At 73.7% G+C, this 20,275-nt stretch carries 16 protein-coding genes and 1 pseudogene; 11 read left to right on the top strand and 6 right to left on the bottom strand.

Annotated features, from left to right (window positions below; all coding sequences use genetic code 11):
• Positions 1-468: 468 nt before the first annotated feature.
• Positions 469-1,239, bottom strand: a complete 771-nt coding sequence (locus ABGB06_RS02950; protein WP_347585039.1) for an IclR family transcriptional regulator — start codon at positions 1,237-1,239, stop codon at positions 469-471.
• A gap of 373 nt (positions 1,240-1,612) precedes the next feature.
• On the opposite strand from ABGB06_RS02950, the gene ABGB06_RS02945 reads away from it, so the two are divergent.
• The 11 genes from ABGB06_RS02945 to larE all read left to right on the top strand — a co-directional run bounded on the left by ABGB06_RS02945 (position 1,613) and on the right by larE (position 16,654).
• Positions 1,613-2,557, top strand: a complete 945-nt coding sequence (locus ABGB06_RS02945) for a dihydrodipicolinate synthase family protein (RefSeq protein WP_347585038.1) — start codon at positions 1,613-1,615, stop codon at positions 2,555-2,557.
• Positions 2,558-2,680: 123 nt separating this feature from the next.
• On the top strand, positions 2,681-3,967 hold the full coding sequence (locus ABGB06_RS02940; RefSeq protein ID WP_347585037.1) for an MFS transporter: 1,287 nt from the start codon (positions 2,681-2,683) through the stop codon (positions 3,965-3,967).
• The gene (locus ABGB06_RS02935) at positions 3,967-6,066 is read left to right on the top strand and encodes a hydantoinase/oxoprolinase family protein (protein ID WP_347585036.1); all 2,100 of its coding nucleotides are present in this window, start codon (positions 3,967-3,969) and stop codon (positions 6,064-6,066) included. The genes ABGB06_RS02940 and ABGB06_RS02935 overlap by 1 nt, the downstream gene beginning before the upstream one ends.
• Position 6,067: 1 nt before the next feature.
• Positions 6,068-8,026 (top strand): hydantoinase B/oxoprolinase family protein, encoded by a 1,959-nt coding sequence (locus ABGB06_RS02930; protein WP_347585035.1) that lies wholly within the window; start codon positions 6,068-6,070, stop codon positions 8,024-8,026.
• Positions 8,023-9,090, top strand: coding sequence for an alpha-hydroxy acid oxidase (locus tag ABGB06_RS02925; protein ID WP_347585034.1), 1,068 nt, complete (start codon positions 8,023-8,025; stop codon positions 9,088-9,090). The genes ABGB06_RS02930 and ABGB06_RS02925 overlap by 4 nt, the downstream gene beginning before the upstream one ends.
• On the top strand, positions 9,071-10,423 hold the full coding sequence (locus tag ABGB06_RS02920; RefSeq protein ID WP_347585033.1) for a hypothetical protein: 1,353 nt from the start codon (positions 9,071-9,073) through the stop codon (positions 10,421-10,423). Before ABGB06_RS02925 ends, ABGB06_RS02920 begins: the two co-directional genes overlap by 20 nt.
• Positions 10,424-10,454: 31 nt before the next feature.
• A complete protein-coding gene (locus tag ABGB06_RS02915) occupies positions 10,455-11,909 on the top strand; it encodes a VOC family protein (RefSeq protein ID WP_347585032.1) in 1,455 nt (484 codons plus the stop codon).
• Positions 11,906-13,447 (top strand): aldehyde dehydrogenase family protein, encoded by a 1,542-nt coding sequence (locus tag ABGB06_RS02910; protein ID WP_347585031.1) that lies wholly within the window; start codon positions 11,906-11,908, stop codon positions 13,445-13,447. The genes ABGB06_RS02915 and ABGB06_RS02910 overlap by 4 nt, the downstream gene beginning before the upstream one ends.
• Positions 13,448-13,539: 92 nt before the next feature.
• Complete coding sequence (larB, locus tag ABGB06_RS02905; protein WP_347585030.1) at positions 13,540-14,229, top strand: nickel pincer cofactor biosynthesis protein LarB; 690 nt, start codon at positions 13,540-13,542, stop codon at positions 14,227-14,229.
• Positions 14,226-15,821, top strand: a complete 1,596-nt coding sequence (gene larC, locus ABGB06_RS02900) for a nickel pincer cofactor biosynthesis protein LarC (RefSeq protein WP_347585029.1) — start codon at positions 14,226-14,228, stop codon at positions 15,819-15,821. The genes larB and larC overlap by 4 nt, the downstream gene beginning before the upstream one ends.
• Positions 15,818-16,654, top strand: coding sequence for an ATP-dependent sacrificial sulfur transferase LarE (gene larE, locus ABGB06_RS02895; RefSeq protein WP_347585028.1), 837 nt, complete (start codon positions 15,818-15,820; stop codon positions 16,652-16,654). The genes larC and larE overlap by 4 nt, the downstream gene beginning before the upstream one ends.
• Before the next feature lie 133 nt (positions 16,655-16,787).
• On the opposite strand, the gene ABGB06_RS02890 is transcribed toward larE, so the two are convergent.
• The 5 genes and pseudogenes from ABGB06_RS02890 to ABGB06_RS02870 all read right to left on the bottom strand — a co-directional run.
• Positions 16,788-17,390, bottom strand: a complete 603-nt coding sequence (locus tag ABGB06_RS02890) for a 3'-5' exonuclease (RefSeq protein ID WP_347585027.1) — start codon at positions 17,388-17,390, stop codon at positions 16,788-16,790.
• Positions 17,387-18,562 (bottom strand): radical SAM protein, encoded by a 1,176-nt coding sequence (locus tag ABGB06_RS02885; protein ID WP_347585026.1) that lies wholly within the window; start codon positions 18,560-18,562, stop codon positions 17,387-17,389. Before ABGB06_RS02885 ends, ABGB06_RS02890 begins: the two co-directional genes overlap by 4 nt.
• Positions 18,559-19,083 (bottom strand): nucleoside-diphosphate kinase, encoded by a 525-nt coding sequence (locus ABGB06_RS02880; protein WP_347585025.1) that lies wholly within the window; start codon positions 19,081-19,083, stop codon positions 18,559-18,561. The genes ABGB06_RS02885 and ABGB06_RS02880 overlap by 4 nt, the downstream gene beginning before the upstream one ends.
• Before the next feature lie 38 nt (positions 19,084-19,121).
• The gene (locus ABGB06_RS02875) at positions 19,122-19,628 is read right to left on the bottom strand and encodes a hypothetical protein (protein WP_347585024.1); all 507 of its coding nucleotides are present in this window, start codon (positions 19,626-19,628) and stop codon (positions 19,122-19,124) included.
• 134 nt (positions 19,629-19,762) lie between these two features.
• A pseudogene (locus ABGB06_RS02870) lies at positions 19,763-20,149 on the bottom strand (thymidylate synthase); the annotation flags it as partial.
• Between the last annotated feature and the right edge of the window lie 126 nt (positions 20,150-20,275).

Genomic DNA, 20,275 nt, shown 5'->3' with positions numbered 1-20,275 from the left:
CCACCGCGAGCCGCGCACCGGCACACTCGGAGACGTCCCAGACCCGAACGGTTTCCGCGAGCGCCAGCCCGCGAGCGGCACCCCACTGGGAGGCGAAACCCCGGCCGCCGCCGGCCCGGCCGCATGACGCGAGCCGCGCACCGGCACCCGCGACCAGGCCCCCGCCCGGGCGACCTCCTGAGGCGCTGGGAGACACCCCGAACCCGAACGGTTTCCGCGAGCGCCAGCCCGCGAGCGGCACCCCGCCCGGCAGGCGAAACCTCGGTCGTCCCGATCCGGGCACGCCCCGAGATGGCGCGGCGTTCCGGTCAGCCGCGAATCTCGAACCAGCACCCGCAACCAGGTCCGCACGACACCTGGGAGGCGCCCCAGCGCAGTTCCCGCAGGCGCCGGCCCGCGAGCGGTGCCCCGCCCGGGAGGCGTCGTTGGCCCGGCGGGCCGCGAAACCGGGCTCTCCCCGGCAAGGGGTCAGCGGGCGAGGCGGGTGCCGAGGTCCTGGGCGTGTTTGCGGACGACCGCGCCGAGGTCCTCGATGGAGCGGGCCCGGCGGTCGGAGGTGATGCCGGTGGTCGAGAGGGCGCCGATGAGCCGGCCGCCGGCGTCGCGCACCTCGGCGGCCACGCAGAAGACGCCGTCGAGGTCCTCCTCGTCGTCCACGGCGTAGCCGCGGGCCCGCACCCGGTCGAGCTCGGCGAGCAGCACCTCGACGTCGGTGATGGTCCGGGGGGTGCGGGCCGGCAGGCCCACCTCTTCGACCAGTTCGCGGACCCGCTCCTCCGTGAGGTCAGCGAGGATCACCTTGCCGGCCGCGCTGGCGTTCGGCGCCTCCCGGCCGCCGAGCGGCGTGTGGAACCGGACGAACCCCGGGCCGTCGACGCGGGCGACGAAGACCGGGAAGCCCTGGTCGGCGACGGCCAGACGGGTGGTCAGGCCGGTCTCCTGGGCGAGCGCGGCAAGCGCGGGCCGCGCCTGGTCGGCCAGCGGCAGCTGCTTCGCGGCGATGTCGCCGAGCCGGATGAGGCCGGTGCCGAGCACGAAGCGCGGCCCGCTCACCTCGGCGACCAGGCCGTGCACCTCCAGGGTGCGCAGCATGGCGTGGGCGGTGCTGCGCGCGACGCCGAGCTGGGCGGCGAGGTCGGCGAGGCCGCGCCCGGAGGCGTCGGCCTCGGCGAGCAGGCCGAGCAGCAGCCCGGCGCGGTCAACACTCTGGACGCGGGAACGCGGACGCCGTTCGGTCATGCGGCCACATTAGCAGCGATGCCGAACGAGGGGTTGACGATCCGGCGTCCCCCGTGCCAGCGTCTCCGGCACGCGTTTCCGAATGCCTTTCGGTAATTCCGAACGGCGCCGGCGATGCGACCCATCACGGAACACCCTGCGACCAGACCGGGTGGGCGCCGACGCGCCCGACCCACCACGCCAGGCGGGGCACACGCGTGCCCCGGGACGCCACGGCCGCCGGCCGCCGGATGACAGAACGGGCCAGAAGCCCGCCGTCCCGGCTGACGGGCCGACCCCTTTACTTGGCCAATACATGCATTCTGCGCGACCACCGCGGGCCCGCGGCGCGAGCACCACAGCCACCCCCGAGCTACGAGGAGGACCAGCGGGAATGGATCGCCAGGACATTGACTGGCGTGGCTATTTCGCCGCCGCGCCGACACCGTTCACCCGCGAGGGCGCCCTGGACGAGGAACTGCTCGCCGAGGTGCTGGCCGGCTTCGCCGACGACGGCGCACACGCCGCCCTCGTCAACGGCAGCACCGGCGAGTGGTACGCCCAGAGCCACGAGGAGCGCGCCCGCGTCGCCGAGGTCGCGGTCAAGGAACTGCGCGGACGGATCCCCCTCCTGGTGGGCGTCTCCAGCCTTCGGGAGGACGAGACCGTGGCCCTGGCCCGGCACGCCCTGCAGACCGGCGCCGACGGGGTGCTCTACTCCCCGCCGCCCGCCGCCCGGCTGACCCCGGCCGAGGTGGTGGCGTTCTACGAGCGGACCACCGCCCGGATTCCCGGCCCGGTGATGGTCTACAACATCCCGGCCGACGTCTCCACCAACATCACCCCGGAGACCGCCATCCGGCTCGCCGACCTGCGCAACGTGGTCGCGATCAAGGACAGCACCCCGGACGACCTCCAGTACCACCGCACCATCGGCGCCGTCGGCGACCGGCTGCGGGTCTTCGGCAACGCCCTCACGCCCGCCGGCCTGTCCCTGATGGCCAGCGGGTACGGCGGCGACGGCCACTTCGGCGCCGGCATGCTGCTGGGCCCCAGGACCGCGCGGGCCTTCGACCATCTGTGGGCCGGCGAGCTGCCCCAGGCGCTCGCCATCGCCGAGGAGTTCAACGCGGCCCGCGCCGCCCTGCACGAGGCTGACGGCAACGGCGTCTTCGGCGGCATGCAGGCCCAGCTCAAGGCCGTCATGCGGCTCCAGGGCCGGCCCGCCGGCTACCCGCGGCCGCCCCGCCTCCCCGTCGAGGACGACCCCGAGGCCCTCGCCGGGCTGATGCGGCTGCTCCGCACGCTCGGCCTGACCGGCCCGGCCAGGAAAGGCTGAGGTGAGTTCGCCATGTCAACCCCGACCCCCAGAGAACCCAGAGAACCCAGAGAACCCAGAACACCCGGAGAACCCGGAACCCCCGGGCCGCCCGAGGTGTCCCAGCCGTCGCGCCGTCGCGTGGTGGCGACCGCCTCAATCGGCAACCTCATCGAGTGGTACGACTTCGCCCTCTACGCCTACTCCGCCTCCGCCATCTCCCACGCCTTCTTCCCGGACGGCGACGACACCGCCTCGCTGCTGGGCACCCTCGCCGTCTTCGGCGTCAGCTTCCTGCTCCGGCCGGTCGGCGGCCTGGTGCTCGGCCGCATCGGCGACCGGGTCGGCCGGAAGAACGTGCTGTCCGTGGCCGTCCTCGGCATGGGCGTCTGCACCGTCCTGATGGGCCTCATCCCGTCCTACGCGGCCATCGGCATCGCCGCCCCGATCCTGCTGGTGCTCACCCGCCTCGGCCAGGGCTTCTTCTCCGGCGGCGAGTACACCGGCGCGTCGACCTTCCTCGTCGAGTACGCCCCGCCGAACCGGCGCGGCCAGTGGGCGGGCATCTCCGTCGCCACCGGCACCCTGCCGTCCGCCTTCGCCGGGTTCGTGGTGCTGGCGTTCAGCACCATGCCGGACGCGGCCTACGACTCCTGGGGCTGGCGGCTGCCGTTCCTCATCGCCGGCCCGTTCGCGCTCGTCGGCCTCTACCTGCGTCTCAGGGTGGAGGACACCCCGCAGTTCCGGGCGCTGGAGCAGCAGGACCGCAAGGAGTCGGCGCCGCTGCGCACCGTGCTCACCCAGCACCGCAGGGCCGTGCTGCTGGTGATGGCGATCGCCGGCCTCAACTCGGTCGCCTCGTACACCCTCACCAGCTACATGCCCACCCACCTGAAGGAGAACGTGGAGACCGGCTCCACGGTGGCCGCGGTCACCAACAGCGCGGTCGTCGTCGTGGTGTGCGCGCTGATACCGGTGCTCGGCCGGCTGAGCGACTCGATCGGCCGCCGGAAGGTGCTCGTCACCGGCGCGGTCGGCCTGGTCGTCCTCGCCGTGCCCGCCTTCCTCACCCTGTCGAGCGGCAGCACCGCGGCGGCCATCGCCGGCCAGCTGATGTTCGCGCTGCCGTTCGGCTGCGTGGCGGCCGTGCTGTCCACAGTGATGTGCGAGCTGTTCCCGACCACGGTCCGCTACTCGGGCGCGTCCATCGGCTACAACATCGCGTACGCGCTGTTCGGCGGCACCGCCCCGTTCGTCGGGCAGTTCCTCGTCGACCGGACCGACGCGCTCTCCGCCCCCGGCTGGTACGTGGCGACGCTGGCGCTGCTGGTCCTCCCCGTGGCGCTGATCTTCCCGGAGACCTATCGCAGCCGGCTCGACGACGCGGACGAGCCACCGGCCAACGCACGAGACAAGGAGATGGTGGCGTAGTGGCGTCATTGCAGATCGGCGTGGACATCGGTGGCACCTTCACCGACTTCACGCTGGTGGACACCGAGAACGGGCACCGGCACCACGCCAAGCGCCCCACCACGGCGGGCCGCCCGGCCGACGCCGTCGTCACCGGACTCGGCGAGATCCTCGCGGAGACCGGCTACCGCCCGGCCGACGTGCGGCGTTTCGTGCACGGCCAGACCATCGCGCTCAACACGGTCCTGCAGCGCCGCGGGGAGCGACTCGGGCTGGTCGTCACCGACGGCTTCCGCGACGTGCTGGAGCTGCGCCGGCTGCACCTGGGCAAGCCGGTCGACCTCTTCGCGGTGCGCCCCCAGCCGCTGATCCCCCGCTCCCGCGTCGTCGAGGTGCCCGAGCGGATGCTCGCCGACGGGCGGGAGGACGCCCCGCTGGACACCGGCGCGCTGCTGGACCGGGTCGCCGCGCTGCGCGCGGAGCACGGCCTCGACCATCTGGTCGTCGCGTTCCTGCACGCGCACGCCTACCCGGAGCACGAGCGCGCCGCCCGGCGCGCCCTGTCGGCGCGCTGGCCCGACCTGTCGGTGTGCTGTTCGCACGAGGTGTGGCCGGAGATCCGCGAGTACGAGCGCACCATCGCGGCGGTGGTCAACGCCTACGTCGCGCCCCGCGTCGAGCGCTACCTGACCGACCTGCGCACCCGGCTGCGGGAGATGGGGGTGGACGCCTCCTGTCTGATCACCAAGTCGAACGGCGGCGTCACCGGCGTCGACGACGCGGGCGCCAACGCGATCCAGACGATGCTCTCCGGACCCGCGTCCGGCATCTCGGCGGTCCGGGACGTGCTCGCCGCGCTGGGCCTCGACTCCGGCATCACCCTGGACATGGGCGGCACCAGCACCGACATCGCCGTCATCAGCGACGGCGAGCCGGTCACCTCGCGCAACGCCGAGGTGGGCGACTTCCCCGTGGTGCTGCCGTCGATCGAGATCTCCTCGATCGGCGCGGGCGGCGGGTCGATCGCCCGCGTCGACGACACCGGCGTGCTCAAGGTCGGCCCGGAGAGCGCGGGCGCCGAACCCGGACCCGCCTGCTACGGCAAGGGCGGCACCCGGCCCACGCTCACCGACGCGTTCCTGGTCTGCGGCTACATGGGCGCCGCCGGACTCGCGGGCGGCACCCTGCACCTGGACGAGGCCGCGGCCCGGGCGGCGCTGGCGCCGCTGGCCGAGCGGCTCGGCACGGACGTGGAGCGGACCGCCCGGCAGATCGTCGAGGTCGCCACCTCCAGCCTGCACCGGGGCACCAGCGCGGTGCTGGCCCGTACCGGGCTGGAGCCGAAGCAGTCCGTGCTGGTGGCCTTCGGCGGCGCGGGCCCGGTGCAGGCGTGCGCGCTCGCGGCGGAGCTGCGGGTGCCCCGCGTCGTCGTCCCGGCGTCGCCCGGCACGCTGTGCGCGACCGGCGCCGTGCTGGCCCGGCCGCGAGCGGACTTCATCCGCACCCTCAACGCCGACGTGGAGACCGTGGACCAGGCGGCCTACGAGCGGGCGGTGGCCGGGCTGCGGGAGCAGGCGCGGGAGTGGCTGGCCGTCAACGGCTTCGCCGCGCGGCACCCGCGGGTCGTGCTCCAGCTCGCCGCCGACATGCGCTACCGGCGCCAGTCGTACGAGATCGAGGTCGCGCTGCCCGAGACGCTGGGCAGCGATCCGGCCATAGCGCTGCGCGAGCTCTTCGAGAAGAACTACGTCCGCCGGTACGGTCTCACCAGCCCCGACCAGGGCGTCTTCCTGGTCTCGCTGCGGCTCTTCGCCACCGTGGAGCTGCCGGAGCAGGCGGCCGGGACGCCACCGGGCGGTCCGCCGCGGCGGACCGGCGACGGTAGCGACGCCGGCGACGGTGCCGGGGCAGCGGTGCCGGCGCGGCGGCGGATCATGCACGGGGCGACCGCCGTCGAGGCGACCGTCGTGACCCCGGACCAGCTGACCACGGGCGTGCCCGTCGCGGGTCCCGCGGTGATCGCCCTGCCCGACAGCACCATCGTGGTGGTCCCCGGATACACCGCGACCATGGACGAGCGAGGAAACGTGATCGCGGAGGCGAACCACCATGACGGCTGACGTGCCCCTCGAGGTTCTGTACAACAGGTTCCAGGCGATCGTCGAGAACATGTCCCACGTCATCGAGCGGACCGCGTACGCCACCTTCATCAAGGAGACGGCGGACTTCTCCTGCGGCGTCGTCGCCACCTCCGGCGAGTACGTGGCGTACCCGTGGAACCTCGGCGCCCCCGGCTACCTCGGCTCGAACATGCGGGAGCTGCTGGAGTACTTCCCCGAGTACGAGCCCGGCGACGTGATCATCGTCAACGACCCGTACCTCGCGGGCCAGCCGTGCACCCACCTGCCCGACGTGCACGTGGTCCGGCCGATCTTCGTGGACGGCGAGATCCTCGCCTGGGCGTACGCGTTCATCCACGCCTCGGACTTCGGCGGCGCGGTGCCCGCGAGCGTCTGGCCCACCGCCCGGGAGGTCTACCAGGAGGGCCTGCGGCTGCGCCCGACGAAGCTGTACCGGGCCGGCCGCGTCAACACCGACGTGCTGCACCTGATCCTCGACAACACCCGGATCCCGGAGACCAACAAGGGCGATCTGGAGGCCATGTGCGCGGGCCTGGAGGTCTGCGAACAGCAGGTGCTGGAGGCCGTGGAGCGCTTCGGCCGGCAGGCCGTCGCCGACGGCATCGACCGGGTGCTGGAGTACGGCGAGGCGCGGGCGCGGCGCCTCATCGAGGAGATCCCGGACGGCGCGTACCGCTTCGTCGACTATCTGGAGGACGACCTCTACTCCGAGGTGCCGGTCCGCATCGAGGTCGAGGTCCGGGTCGCCGGCTCCGACCTCACCGTGGACTTCGACGGCACCGATCCGCAGGTGTCCTCGGCGCTGAACATGGCGGGCACCGCCGGCACCAACCCGCTGCTCTGCCTGGCCATCGTCGGCTACCTCACCAGCCGCGACGACGACCTGCCGAAGACCAGCAGCATCCTGCGCCCGGTCACCCTCACCGCGCCGCCCGGCACGCTGGTCTCCGCCCGGCACCCGGCCGCCATCGGCGTGCGGTACGCGACGGCGATCCGGGTGGGCGACGCGGTGTACGGCGCGCTGGCGCAGGCCCTGCCCGGGCAGATCCCGGCCTGCGGCCCCGGCTCCATCTCTCCGGTGGTGGCGGCGGTGCCGCGGCCCGAGACCGGCGAGCGGCTGGTGGAGGTGGTGCAGCCGATCCTCGGCGGCGGCGGCGCGCGGCCCGGCGCCGACGGGCTCGACGCGGCCGAGAGCGCGTACGGCGGCTTCATGCGCAACACGCCGGTGGAGACGTGCGAGTCGTCCCTGCCGATCGTCGTCCGCCGCTACGGGCTGGTGCCCGACACCGGCGGCGCCGGGCGGCACCGCGGCGGGCTCGCCATGCGGCTGGACTTCGAGGCGCTGCACATCGACACCGAGGTGACCGCCCGCGGCCTGGAGCGTTTCGCGCTGGCGCCGTGGGGCGTGGCGGGCGGCCAGGCCGGCAGCACCGGGCGGTGCGTGGTCCGGCGCGGCGCGGAGGAGACGGACATCGGCAAGTTCGCGCTGCTGCGGATGGCGCCGGGCGACGTGGTCAGCATCACCTCGGCGGCGGGCGCCGGCTACGGCGACCCGCTCGACCGGCCGGCCGCCGAGGTGCTCGCCGACGTGGAACGCGGCCTGCTGACCGAGGCGCACGCGGCCGAGGGCTACGGCGTGGTGATCGCCGGCGGCCGGCTCGACGAGGCGGCGACCGAACGGGAACGCGCCGGGCGGCGCCGGGCCGACGCGGGCATCGCGCTGGGGCCGGGACGCGCCCGCCTGGACGCGACGTGGCCCGACGCGGCGCAGGCCCGGGTCGGGGAGATGCTGCGGGACCTGCCGATCGGGGTCAGGGACTGGGCCAAGCACGAGGCGTACCGGCGCTACCAGGAGCGCGACCCCGGCACCGAGATCGACGACGTCTGCGCCGAGGTGCTGGGCGGGCTGCTCGGCGGCCGTCCGGAGCGCGCCCGATGACGCCGGCCCTGCCACCGCTCGAGCACTACGCGGCACTCGCCGCGGAGCGCATGACCGACCTGGCGTCCCGGTACGCGGCCTCGGCCGCCGGCTCGGGGCACACCGCCCGGTGGAACGAGGAGCGGTACCAGGAGATCCGGCTGGCGCCGCGGGTCGGCGTGGACGTCACCTCCGTCGACCCGTCCGTGCGGCTTCTCGGGCGGCGGCTGCCGCACCCGGTGCTGCTCGCCCCGACCGGCTGCCACCGGCTGTTCCACCCGGAGGGCGAGCTGGCCAGCGTGCGCGGCGCGGGCGAGGCGGGGGCGCTCTTCGTCGTCAGCTCCTACACCACGACCCCGACCGCCGACATCGCGGCGGCGGCGCGGGGCCCGTGGTGGTTCCAGCTGAACCCGGCGCCGGACGCCGGCTTCGTCGCGAACGTGCTGGACGAGGCGGTGGCGCGGGGCGCCGAGGCCCTGGTCGTCACGCTGGACACGCCCGTGGCGGGCATGCGCAGCGGCCAGGGCTGGGACGGCGTGTCGCTGCCGGACGGGCTGGAGTTCGGGGTGCTGCGGGACCTGCCGGCGGGGCTGGCCCCGCCGGCGGACCCCGAGGTGATCCACCGCTCCGCGCTGGACGCCGGCCTGACCTGGGACCGGCTGGCCGGGCTGTGCGCGGAACGGGAGCTGCCGGTGCTGGTCAAGGGCGTGCTGCGGGGCGACGACGCCGAGCGCGCCGTGGCGGCCGGTGCGGCCGGGATCATCGTCTCCAACCACGGCGGCCGCAACCTCGACACGCTGCCGGCCACGGTGGACGCGCTGCCCCGGGTCGTCGAGCGCGTCGCGGGGCGGGTTCCGGTGCTGGTGGACGGCGGTGTGCGGTCGGGTGGCGACGTGCTGAAGGCGCTGGCGCTCGGCGCGAACGCGGTGCTGCTGGGCCGCCCCTACCTGTGGGGGCTGGCCGCGGAGGGGGCCGAGGGGGTGCGGCGGGTGGTGACCCGGCTGCGCGTGGAGTTGGAGATGGCGATGGCGCTGTGCGGCGTTCGTACGACGGATGAGATCACCGATGACGTGCTCTGGACCTGATCCGACGGCCCCACACCCGACGGCCCGGCACCCGACAGCCCAGTACGCCACGGCCGGGCCCGCGCCGCGTGGGGCGGGCCCGGCGGGCGCCGACCTGTCCGGCGTGCCGCGGGCCGCCGCGCTGCCGCGGATGGTGCGGGTGCGCCAGCCGGTGCGCGGCCCGCGGGTCGCCGACGCCGCCGCCGCGACCCGGGACACCCTGGCCGCGCTGGGGCTCGGCGCGCTCCCCGGCCGGCGGATCGCGGTCGCCGTGGGCAGCCGCGGCATCGCCGACGTCGTGCCGGTGGTGGCCGCCTGCGTCGCGCACCTGCGCGCGCTGGGCGCCGAGCCGTTCGTGGTGCCCGGGATGGGCAGTCACGGCGGCGCCACCGAGGCCGGGCAGCGGGAGGTGCTGGCCGGTCTCGGCGTCACCGAACGCTCGGTCGGCTGCCCCGTGGTCTGCGCCACCGAGTCGGTACCGGTCGCCGAGGCGCTCGGCGCCGGAACGCTGATGCTGCGGCCCGCGGCCGAGGCCGACCACGTGGTGGTGGTCAACCGCGTCAAACCGCACACGGACTTCTCCGGCGGCATCGAGTCGGGACTGGCCAAGATGCTGGCGATCGGCCTCGGCGGCCCGGACGGCGCGGTGCGCCAGCACCGGCTGGCGGCGCGGCTCGGCGGTCTGGAACGCGTCGTCGTCGCCGGCGCGGAGGCGCTGCTGGCCACCGGCCGGCCGCTGTTCGGGCTGGGCATCGTGGAGAACGGCGGCCACACCACGGCGCTGGTCGAGGCGGTCGGCCCGGACCGGCTGCTCGGGCGGGAACGGGAGCTGCTGCGGCTGGCGAAGGAGTGGACCCCCCGGCTGCCCGTCGACGATCTGGACGTGCTGCTGGTCGACCAGTTCGGCAAGGACGTCTCGGGCGCCGGCATGGACTCGAAGGTGGTCGGCCGGCACAGCGTGCCGTTCGAACCGCCGTTCACCACCCCGCGGATCCGCTATCTCGTCGCGGGCGAGCTGACCCCGGTCAGCCACGGCAACGCCGCCGGCATCGGCAACGCCGACTTCGTCACCCGCCGGCTCGCCGAGGCCGTCGACTGGAGCGCCACCTACCGCAACAGCCTGACCAGCGGCTCCCCGGCCAGCAGCCGCTGCCCCGTCGTGGTGCCGACGCTCGACGACGGGCTGCGGATCGCGGTCGGCGCCCTCGGGCTCCCCGACCCGACCGAGGCCCGGGTGGTGCGGATCCGCAACACCCTGGCGCTGGCCGAGATCGACGTCTCGGCGTCCCTGCTCGACGCCTGCGGCGACGACGTGACGGTGCTCGGCCCCACCCCCGAACCCGACCCGACGTGACCCGACCCGACGCGATGTGAGAGGCAGAGCGATGACAACGATCAGCCAGTGGCGGCTGCGGGCGGAGTTCGCCCGCCGCCTGTCGGACATGTACGGGCGCGAGGTGCCCGCCTACACCACGCTGGTGGACGTCTCCCGCGAGGTGAACACCGACGTGCTGGCGCGTTCCGGCGCGGACGCCGAACGCCTGGGCTCCATCTCCCGCGTCACCGCGGAGCGGCACGGCGCGATCCGGGTCGGCACCCCGCGGGAACTGCACCAGGTCGCCCGGATCTTCGGCGCCCTGGGCATGCACCCCGTCGGCTTCTACGACCTCAGGGAGGCCGCCGCCAGCGCCGTCCCCGTCGTCTCGACCGCGTTCCGGCCCGTCGAGGCCGAGGAACTGGCCCGCAACCCGTTCCGGGTCTTCACCTCCATGCTCACCCCGGCCGACCCGCGGTTCTTCGACGCGGAGCTGCGGGGCCGGCTGGAGGAGTTCCTCGCGCGCCGGCAGCTCTTCCCGCCCGAACTGCTCGACCTGGCCGACCGGGCCGAGCGCGAACGGGAGCTGCCCGAGGCCGCGGCGGAACGGTTCCTCGCCCTGGCCGTGGGGGCGTTCGAGCTCTCAGGCGAACCGGTCGACCAGTCCTGGTACGCCACACTGGAACGGGTCTCCGCCGTCGCCGCGGACATCGGCGGCGTGACCAGCACCCACGTCAACCACCTGACGCCGCGGGTCCTCGACATCGACGAGCTGTACCGGCGGATGACCGAGCGCGGCATCCAGATGATCGACACCATCCAGGGGCCGCCGCGCTGGGAGGGTCCGGACGTGCTGCTGCGCCAGACCTCCTTCCGCGCGCTGTCGGAACCCCGCGCCATGCGCCGGGACGACGGCACCGTCACCACCGGGGCGCTGCGCGTCCGCTTCGGGGAGGTCGAGGCGCGCGGCATCGCGCTGACCGCCGCCGGGCGGGCCCGGTACGACGGGCTCCTCGCCGAGGTGGACCGACGGATGGCCGGACGGCCCGCCACGGCGCGGCAGGACGTGGCGAGCGACGTCTGGCGCGCGGGCCTCCCGGACACCGAGCGCGGCCTCGTCGAGGCCGGGCTGGCGTTCTTCACCTACCACGTCAGCGCGGACCGGCCCGCCGGCGCCCCGCCGTCCGCCCGGCTGTCCGAACTGCTGGACCGGGGCTGGGTCAGCGCCAGGCCCGTCGTCTACGAGGACTTCCTGCCGCGTTCGGCCGCCGGGATCTTCCAGTCCAACCTCAGCGGCGAGGGCACCCGCGACGAGGCCCAGCAGGCGGTGCACTACGACCTCGCACGGCTCGCCGGGATGATCGACCGCGAGATCCACGACCCGTTCGCCCTCTACCGACGACAGCAGGACCAGTCGCTCCGCCGGGTCGCCGAGGAACTCGGCCTCGACGACGCGCCCACGGCCCCAGACGCCTCCCCCGACGAACCCCGCACGCCCACCACCCTCACGGAGGACGCCCGATGACCGCGACCGACGACCGCATCCTCGCCCTGCCCGACACCGGCACCCTGGCCGAGCGCGCCCGGGCCAGCCTGCGGCGGATCGGCGCCGTCGTGCCGGAGGGCGACGGACTCGCCGCCCGCACCCCGCTCACCGGCGAGGACCTCCTCGGCCTCGCCGCGGCCACCGAACGGGACGCCGACGAGGCCGTCGCCGCCGCCTCGGCCGCCTTCCGGACCTGGCGCACCACGCCCGCGCCGGCCCGCGGCGAACTCGTCCGCCGTTTCGGCGAGCTGCTCCGGCAGCACAAGGGCGACCTGGCCGACCTGATCACCATCGAGGCCGGGAAGATCAGCTCCGAGGCGCTCGGCGAGGTCCAGGAGATGATCGACATCTGCGACTTCGCCGTCGGCCAGTCGCGCCAGCTCTACGGCCGGACCATCGCCTCGGAACGCCCGGGGCACCGGCTGGCGGAGACCTGGCACCCGCTGGGCGTGGTCGGCGTGATCAGCGCGTTCAACTTCCCCGCCGCCGTCTGGTCCTGGAACACCGCCATCGCCCTGGTCTGCGGCGACACCGTGGTGTGGAAGCCCTCCGAGCTGACCCCGCTGACCTCGCTGGCCGCCAGCCACCTGCTGGAGCGCGCCTGCGCGGAGACCGGCGCGCCGCGCGACGTGCACCGGCTGCTGCTGGGCGACCGGGCCGTCGGGGAGCGGCTGGTGGACGACCCCCGGGTCGCCCTGCTCAGCGCCACCGGCTCCACCCGGATGGGCCGGGAGGTCGGCCCCCGGGTCGCGGCCCGTTTCGGGCGCTGCCTGCTGGAGCTGGGCGGGAACAACGCCAGCGTGGTCGCGCCGTCCGCCGACCTCGCCCTGGCCACCGCCGGCATCGTCTTCGCCGCCGCCGGCACCGCGGGCCAGCGCTGCACCACGCTGCGCCGGCTGATCGTGCACCGGGACGTCGCCGACGAGGTGGTGGAGCGGCTGGCCGCGGCGTACCGCAAGCTGCCGGTCGGCGATCCCTTCGAGGACGGCACCCTCGTCGGCCCGCTCATCTCGGGACGCGCGGAGGAGGCGATGCGCGCGGCCCTGGACCGGGCCGAGGCCGACGGCGGGCGGATCCTCGCCGGCGGGGGCCGCCGGCACACCTCCGCCCCGAACGCCAGCTACGTGGAGCCCGCCCTGGTCCGGATGCCCGGGCAGACCGACGTGGTCCGCGAGGAGACGTTCGCGCCGGTGCTGTACGTGCTGACCTACGACGACCTGGCCGAGGCGATCGCGCTGCACAACGACGTGCCGCAGGGCCTGTCGTCGTCGATCTTCACCCGCGACCAGCAGGAGGCGGAGCGGTTCCTGGCCGCCGACGGCTCGGACTGCGGCATCGCCAACGTCAACATCGGCACCTCGGGCGCCGAGATCGGCGGCGCGTTCGGCGGCGAGAAGGAGACCGGCGGCGGGCGGGAGTCCGGCTCCGACGCGTGGCGGGCCTACATGCGGCGGGCCACCAACACCATCAACTACTCCAGCGAGCTGAGCCTCGCCCAGAACGTCAGCTTCCTGTAGGAGCTACCCTCTCGCCCAGAACCGGAAGAAGGCCGGAAGAAGACCAGAAGTAAGTCTGAAGAAAACAGAAGCAAACGGAAGAGGGTGATCGCGTGGCCGCATCACCGTCCCGGACGACGGGCGTGGCCGATCTCGGCTTCGCCCGGCTGGACACCGAACGGGCGGCCCGCACCGGCGATCCCGAGGTCGTCCTCGGCCAGGGCAAGACGCCGGAGCAGATCGTCGCGGCGCTGCGCACGCTGCACCTGGCGCACCCCGGCCGGGCGGTGCTGGCCACCCGCCTGGCGGACGAGGCGATCGCCGCCTGCGAACGCGAGCTGCCGGACGTCCGGACCGACCCGGTCGGCCGGACGGCGGTGCTCGGCGACTCGCCCGCCCGCGGGCGGGTGGCGGTCGTCGCCGCGGGCACCTCCGACCTGCCGGTGGTGCGGGAGTGCGCGGAGACGGTGCGGGTCTTCGGCGCGGAGCCGGACGAGATCGTCGACGTCGGCGTGGCCGGCCTGCACCGGCTGCTCGCGGAACGGGACCGGATCGCCGCCGCCGACGCGGTGGTGGCCGTGGCCGGCATGGAGGCCGCGCTGCCCTCGGTGCTGGGCGGCCTGGTGGGCGCCCCGCTGATCGCGGTGCCCACCAGCGTGGGCTACGGCTGGCATCTGGAGGGCGTCACCGCCTGGCTGGCCATGCTCAACAGCTGCGCGGCGGGCGTCGTAACCGTGAACGTGGACAACGGCTTCGGCGCGGGCGTCGCCGCCGCCCGGATCGCCCGGAGGACCGCCCGGTGAGGGTGCTCTGGATCGACGCGGGCAACGGGGCCGCGGGGGACATGCTGCTCGCCGCGCTGCTCGACGCCGGCGCCGACCTCGGCGCGGTGCGCGCCGGCCTGCGGGGCCTGGGCCGGCTCGGCGCGGAACCGTTGGACGTGACCGTGCGGCCGGTGCGGCGCCACGGCCTCGCCGCGGCCCTCGCCGAGGTACACGTCCCGCCGGACGACGCCCCGGGCCCGCCCCACCACCGGCACGAACACGGGCACGAACGCGAACCCGCTCACCAGCCCGGCCACGAACACGACCACGAACGCGAACCCGCTCACCAGCCCGGCCACGCACCCGATCAGGAACCCGACAACAGGCCCGACCACAACCGCGGCCTCCGGTCCGGTCACCATTCCGGTCACGACCCCGGCCACGACAGCGGCCCCCAGCCCGGCCACGAACACGACCACCAGAACGATCACGAACACGGCCATGGACGCGACCGCCCACAGGGCCGTGAGCATGGCCGCGCGCCCAGCGCCGCGCAGGGCCGCGCGGAGGCCGGCGAGGCCGGGGTCACCCGGAACCTGGACGACATCACCGCGATCCTGACGGGCGCGGAGCTGCCCGCGCCGGCCCGTGAGTTCGCGCTGGCGGTCTTCGAGCGGCTGGCGCACGCCGAGGCGCGGGTGCACGGCACCGACGTCTCCCGCATCCACTTCCACGAGGTCGGCGCGCTGGACGCGATCGCGGACATCACCGGCTGCGCCCTCGCGCTGCACAGCCTGGGGCTGCTGGAGGCGCCGGTCCGCGTCGTCTCGCCGGTCGCCGCCGGCTCCGGCACCGTGCGGACCGCGCACGGCCCGCTGCCCGTGCCGCCCCCGGCGGTGCTGGAACTGCTGCGCGCGGCCGGCGCTCCGCTGCGGTCCCACCCGGCCGCGATGGAGCTGTGCACGCCCACCGGCGCGGCGCTGCTCGCCGAGCTCGCCACCGGCTGGGGCCCGGTGCCCGACTGCGTGCCGCGTTCGGTCGGCACCGGCGCGGGCCGGGCCGACCCGGCGGGGCATCCGAACGTGCTGCGCGTCGTGGTCGGGGAGGCGGCGCCGCCGCCGGACTGGGCCACCGCCGAGCTGCGCCGGCTGGACAGCAGCGTGGACGACCTCGACCCCCGGCTGTGGCCCGACGTGCTGGCGGCGTTGCGCGCCGCCGGCGCCGCCGACGCGTGGTGCACGCCCGCGCTGATGCCCAAGGGCCGCCCCGGACACGTGCTGAGCGTCCTGGTCGACGAGGGACGGCTCGACGCCGTGTGTCGCGTCGTGTTCGAGCAGACCACCACGCTGGGCGTGCGGGTCTCGGCCGTGGAACGCCGCTCGCTACGCCGCGACCGGATCGAGACCCGGGTCGCCGGAGTCCCCGACGGCGCGGGAGACGGCGCGGTCGTCGGGGTGAAACGCGGCTACCTGGGCGACCGGATCGTGACGGTGCAGCCGGAGTACGAGGAGGCGCGGGCCGCCGCGGTGGCCACCGGCCGCCCGCTGCGCGACGTGATGGCGGAGGCCGCCCGCCGCGCGGCGGACCACTCGGAGCACTCGGACCACGGCGAGGAAGGGCGGGACGCGTGACGAGCCCGGACGGCATGGCGCGGGACCTGGTGGCCGAGCTGGCGGGCTACGGTCCGACGCTCGTGGCGTTCTCCGGCGGAGTGGACTCCAGCGTCGTGCTCGCCGCGGCGGTGCGCGCGCTCGGCGCGGGCCGGGTCGCCGCCGTGACCGCCGTCTCGCCGTCGCTGCCGGCCGCCGAACTGGCCGCCGCCCGCGCCTTCTGCGCCGGGCTCGGCGTCGCCCACCACACGCCGGCCACCCGGGAGGGCGAGGTGCCCGGCTACCGGGAGAACGCCGGGCCGCGCCGCTGCTACTTCTGCAAGAGCGTGCTGCTGGACACCGCGCGGTCGCTCGCCGCCGATCTGGGGTTCGCGACGGTCGCCACCGGTACCAACGCCTCCGACGTCGTCGCCGGTTTCCGGCCGGGCATCGGGGCGGCGGCCGAGCGCGGCGCCCGCACCCCGCTCGCCGACGTGCGGCTGCACAAGCCCGAGGTGCGCGCGCTGGCCCGGCACTGGGGCCTGACGGTCTGGGACAAACCGGCCGCCGCCTGCCTGGCCAGCCGGGTCGCCTACGGCATCCCCGTCACGCCGCACCGGCTGGCCCGGGTGGAACGCGCCGAGGCCGCCGTGCGGGCGGCGCTCGGGCCGCTGCGCGACCTGCGGGTGCGCGACCTGGGCGACGCGGTGCGGGTCGAGGTGGACGCCGACCTGGTGGAACGGGCCCGCGCCGCGTCGGGCGTCGCCGAGGCCCTCCGCGCGGCGGGCTTCGGCGACCGGCCGGTCCGCGTGGAGCGCTTCCGCTCCGGTTCGATGAACACCGGCCTCCCGGCGCACGGGCATGAGGGTCGCTGAGGGCTCTTCGGCCGGTGAACCGTCATTTCGCCCTGATGCCGGCCGACTGCGATCGCGGCGATTGCTGTTCGGCCGCTGTACCGCATCGGTGCTGAGCCTGCGGGCAGACCTCCCCCGCAAGGCATGAACGTCGTCACCACAGCGTGGGTGGGGACTCCGGTTCTGGGACGCCGGGGAGGCCGGGTGGCACGGCGGCTTCTGTGAGCGCTTCCCATGTTGGGTGGTGGGCGGCCAGGCGGAGCAGGAGGAGGGCCGCGGCGTGGGCGTCGAAGGGTGCGCGGTGGCGCTGGGTTGAGGCTTCTGTCAGGTCGAGGTTGAGGTGGCTGATCAGGGCGTCGAGGTTGTGCTTGGGCGCGTCGGGGAGAGTTGCTCGGCTGAGGCGGAGGGTGTCGAGGACACCCGCGGGTTTCCAGTCGGGGAGGTGGCGGCGCAGCACGCGGTACTCGACGCTGGCGTTGTGGGCGCAGATCCATGCGCCGTCGAGCGTTGCCGCGACGTGGTCAGCCACGTCGCTCCATGGTGGACAGCTGGCGAGGTCCGCGTTGGTGAGCTTGTGTACCCGGCTGGCGAACGGGGTCACCGGAACGGGTGGGCGGACGAGCCAAGCCCTGGCTGACGTGGTGTCGAGGGTTCCCGCGACGAGAGGTAACGTCGCCACCTCCACGAGATCGGGCGGTGTGGCGCCGTTTCCTTCGACATCGACGACCAGCAGCCGGGGCCAGGACTCGAAGTTCACGGTGCAGATGCCTCCTCGCCCGGCCAGCCGATCTCTGCGCGGCCGTGCCGGCGGTAGTGGTGGGGTCTGGCTCGGTCGTGGACCTGGTAGCCGAAGCCGTGTTGGAGGAAGTAGCGCGGCGGTTCGTCCAGGCCCTCGACCATGATGGCGCGCTCGGTGACCTCCACGTCGCCGACAGCGCCGAGAGCCCGCGCCGCATCGGTGGCCTCGGCAGCATGGGGAGCCTTCCAGGCACCGGCGCACAGATCGATCTGGCCGAGGGGGCAGATGGTGCACAGCTCACGAATGCCGTAGTGCCCGTTGTAGTCGGGCTCACCGTGAGCATGGGCGACCGCGCAGGACGTCTTGCGGAAGAGCCGCCCCCAAGGTGCCTCGATGTCCCGCGGCCGAAGGAAGAGGTCGAGGATGCGGCTCTCGGCCTGCTCGGGCAGGATCTTGCGCCGGGCTGTGTCCTCGTACGGCAGAGGTAGTCCGTGGGCTTGGTAGTACTCGGCGATCTGTCGTCGGAAGAAGAGACCGGTGAACACGGTGGCGTGGGCGTGCTCGCAGAGGTCCCGCGCCCGTTGCAGGTGAGTGTCCGAGTCGTTGAGGCCGGGGACGATGGGTCGCCAGTAGAGGACCGTTCGGTAGCGCACGGCATTCTCGTACAGCGTGCGCAGGCTCTCCGCGGCGATGGTGGAGTCGATCGGCTCGATCCGCTGGTCGTCGATGCCGGAGTGGGTGACGAGGACCGTGAGCCTGAGGTGGCGGAAGCCGTTCAGCCTCTCGCAGTCCTCCTCGTTGACGCGCCATCGGGTGATCACGAGCACGTGATTGGTGAGTCCTCGCCGGTCCAGGTCGGCGAGAACGTTGAACGTGTGCGGCTTGACGTTCGCCAGCATGGGGTCCGTCGCCCGGTTGAAGAGCTGGACCGGAGTGACGTGTGGCCGGAAGTACCTGTGACTCACGAGCCGCTGCACGGCCTCGTCATCGGACATGAGCGCGCGGGGCACCTTCATCTCGAAGTTGTCGAACAGGTGGCGGACGCAGTACCCGCAGTCCAGGGGACAGCCGACGATGTGATTGAGGGAGAGACCAGACTTGCGGTACTCGATCACCTCGGTGAGCTCCGACCGCAGACCGGCCCTCTGCTCCGGAGTGAGTAACGGCAGTGGGCGGCGCACGGTTGTCATGGGCGAGTCCTCCAGGGCTGGCGCTGCTGGGACGGGAGCGTGGTGACGAGGAGCTGGCGATTGCTGGCGCCAAACCATGTACCGAAGTCCCGGCGTGCCGCCTCGGCGTCGTCGGAGGTGTGCACAAGGTTCTCGATCAGTCGACCATGCGCTCGGGCACGGGCCAGGCTGTCGGTGCCCAGATCGCCACGGATCGTCCCTCGCTGGGCCTGACCAGGGTCGAAATGCCCCAGGTGGTCGCGTAAGCGCGAGGCGATGCCGGCCGTGCCGTGGGCCAGGGCGACGGCGACTCGCTGACCGACGTACATCGATCGCAGACAGGAGGGGATGTCGAGGTCGAACCGGTCCGCGTCGACCAGGAGGTCCCAGTAGTGGACGAAGATCTGCCAGTCCTGCACGGTGACGTCCTGGCGGGCACGGATTTCGGCCGTCTCGGACAAGCGGTCAAGGACGGTGTCGACCATGCCGCGCCGGACGCAGTCCGGCTTCAGCAGGACAACGCTCCACCGCTCCCAGTCCACCCCTCCGGGCGCACCTCCGCCGCCTTCGGCACGTCGTCTCATCGCGCCGCCTCCGCACCGGTGCGGAGGCAGGTCGGCCACTTGTGCCGGACGAGCCACCGGAGCCCAGGTTCCAGAGCTTCGAACTCGACGCGGTTGATCGAGTGGTCCGCGCTGTAGGTCACCTGTCGGTGGATCTCGAAGAGGAGCACGATCTGTTGCCAGTAGTGGGGAAGGTCGAGGGACTCGATGCGCTCGAGGCGGTAGCGCACCTGGTTCAGCCGCAGGGCCTCTTCGTGTTCCAGGACGGCGACGATGGTCTCCGGCGAGGTGTCCGCCGGCATCCTTGAGAAGGAGAAATCGTCGATCGGGGCACTGGTGCGGGTGGTGGTCTCCTCGAGGATGAGCCCCACCTGCCGCATGGTGCGGTCGTTGATGTGCATGGAGCCGACGTGGTGCGTGTAGGTGCCGAGTTCGAGGCCCAGGAGGACGGCGGCGTACTCCTGGATGAAGGTGAAAGAGAAGGTGTCGGCCAGCAGGCCGACGTTCGCGTCGTTGGCGCGCATGTAACAGACCATGTGCAGTCGCCCTTCGCGCGCGAAGAGGTGGAGCGCCACCACGCAAGACAATCCGGATTACCGGGCACGGCGAGTTCTTCCGGACTGAAGATCTGAAGGACCGCGCGTTTGGTGTCCTGTTCCTGCTGCAGCAGCCGAAGGACTCGATCGAACTGTGAGACCGGGGCGGTCGGGGACGCTCCGAAGAGCCGAGCGCCGTAGGCGGACTCGACGGTGACTCCGTCACGGGAATTGCCGAGCATCCGCGGTGAGTAGTGGCCGATCATGGCGAGGTCGTTCCGGCCGGCCAGGTACCAGAGGGCCTCCGCGAAGTGGAAGACGGGATTGACCCTGCGGGCGGCTACGTACGGGAAGCGTTCCCGCGGTTCGGTGATGCGGAACGACAGCCCCAGGCATTCGTGGCTGGAGTTCCCGCGGGGGGAGTTGCGGTAGTCGAAGCGGCTGGAGACGTGGGTCAGTACGTCGAGGTAGGCGGCCTCGAACGTCCGATAACTCGAGGGAGCGAGCATATGTCCTCCTGCTCAGAGTTACGACGGTGGCCCGTTTGCCCGGGACGGGGATACGCCGTGAGTCCGCCCTCTGTCCGCCGTCTTCGGGGTGCGGACGACGACGGTGAGAAGGCGCCGCGGCGGCGT

Origin of the sequence: Streptomyces sp. B6B3, from assembly GCF_039871525.1 — a bacterium.
Lineage (GTDB): Bacteria > Actinomycetota > Actinomycetes > Streptomycetales > Streptomycetaceae > Streptomyces.
Note: the sequence above shows the minus strand (reverse complement) of the source record. Positions and strands in the feature narration are given on the sequence as shown.